The sequence below is a fragment of the Microvirga sp. Mcv34 genome, assembly GCF_024519725.1.
GTDB lineage: Bacteria > Pseudomonadota > Alphaproteobacteria > Rhizobiales > Beijerinckiaceae > Microvirga.
The window spans coordinates 3,707-5,612 of the sequence record NZ_JALJRK010000154.1; the positions used below are offsets into that span (position 1 = coordinate 3,707).

The following is a 1,906-nucleotide window of genomic DNA, read 5'->3' on the forward strand; positions in this document are numbered from 1 at the left end:
TAATGGTGGGCCTGGGACGACTCGAACGTCCGACCTCACCCTTATCAGGGGTGCGCTCTAACCACCTGAGCTACAGGCCCCAATCGAACCCGAAGGCCCGACCGATGTGTTCCGGAATTGAGAAGAGAAGCGAAGACGGCAGCGTCCCGCATAGTGAGCTTCTGACTGAAGCTCTTGTGTTCCAAGTGTTCCGATAGAGAAGGCAAATGCCTGCTCATAAGAGAACATCCTTAGAAAGGAGGTGATCCAGCCGCAGGTTCCCCTACGGCTACCTTGTTACGACTTCACCCCAGTCGCTGACCCTACCGTGGTCGCCTGCCTCCTTGCGGTTGGCGCAGCGCCGTCGGGTAAGACCAACTCCCATGGTGTGACGGGCGGTGTGTACAAGGCCCGGGAACGTATTCACCGTGGCGTTCTGATCCACGATTACTAGCGATTCCGCCTTCATGCACTCGAGTTGCAGAGTGCAATCCGAACTGAGACGGCTTTTGAGGATTAGCTCCCCCTCGCGGGTTCGCTGCCCTTTGTCACCGCCATTGTAGCACGTGTGTAGCCCAGCCCGTAAGGGCCATGAGGACTTGACGTCATCCCCACCTTCCTCGCGGCTTATCACCGGCAGTCCCCCTAGAGTGCCCAACTGAATGATGGCAACTAGGGGCGAGGGTTGCGCTCGTTGCGGGACTTAACCCAACATCTCACGACACGAGCTGACGACAGCCATGCAGCACCTGTGTTCCCGCCAGCCGAACTGAAGGGTCCTGTCTCCAGAACCCATACGGGACATGTCAAAGGCTGGTAAGGTTCTGCGCGTTGCTTCGAATTAAACCACATGCTCCACCGCTTGTGCGGGCCCCCGTCAATTCCTTTGAGTTTTAATCTTGCGACCGTACTCCCCAGGCGGAATGCTTAAAGCGTTAGCTGCGCCACTGACGAGCAAGCTCGCCAACGGCTGGCATTCATCGTTTACGGCGTGGACTACCAGGGTATCTAATCCTGTTTGCTCCCCACGCTTTCGCGCCTCAGCGTCAGATCCGGACCAGTCAGCCGCCTTCGCCACTGGTGTTCTTGCGAATATCTACGAATTTCACCTCTACACTCGCAGTTCCACTAACCTCTTCCGGTCTCAAGCCATGCAGTATCGAAGGCAATTCTGTGGTTGAGCCACAGGCTTTCACCCCCGACTTACATAGCCGCCTACGCGCCCTTTACGCCCAGTGATTCCGAACAACGCTAGCCCCCTTCGTATTACCGCGGCTGCTGGCACGAAGTTAGCCGGGGCTTCTTCTCACGCTACCGTCATTATCGTCGCGTGCGAAAGAGCTTTACAACCCTAAGGCCGTCATCACTCACGCGGCATGGCTGGATCAGGCTTGCGCCCATTGTCCAATATTCCCCACTGCTGCCTCCCGTAGGAGTTTGGGCCGTGTCTCAGTCCCAATGTGGCTGATCATCCTCTCAGACCAGCTACTGATCGTCGCCTTGGTGAGCCATTACCTCACCAACCAGCTAATCAGACGCGGGCCGATCCTTCAGCGATAAATCTTTCCCCTTGCGGGCGTATCCGGTATTAGCCCAAGTTTCCCTGGGTTATTCCAAACTGAAGGGCACGTTCCCACGCGTTACTCACCCGTCTGCCACTGACCCCGAAGGGCCCGTTCGACTTGCATGTGTTAAGCCTGCCGCCAGCGTTCGTTCTGAGCCAGGATCAAACTCTCAAGTTGAAAATTTGATCTCGACTATAGTCACTACGCAAATTGACAGAGCACCTCCATCTCCAGGTTTCCCTGAAGCGGTGTACTCACCAAAACGTAAGACTGGTCGATGTTCTCTCGGCAATCCCAAAAGATCGCCCGCAAGGACACCGCCGCCTACGCTTCTCTTCCCTCTCAACAATGTCAAAGAGCAA

General features: G+C 56.1%; 1 tRNA gene and 1 rRNA gene. Both read right to left on the reverse strand.

The features are described 5' to 3' along the window. Positions 1-3: 3 nt before the first annotated feature. A tRNA-Ile gene (locus OC446_RS29035) sits at positions 4-80 on the reverse strand. 154 nt (positions 81-234) lie between these two features. After that, a 16S ribosomal RNA gene (locus tag OC446_RS29040) occupies positions 235-1,721 on the reverse strand. Positions 1,722-1,906 lie beyond the last annotated feature (185 nt).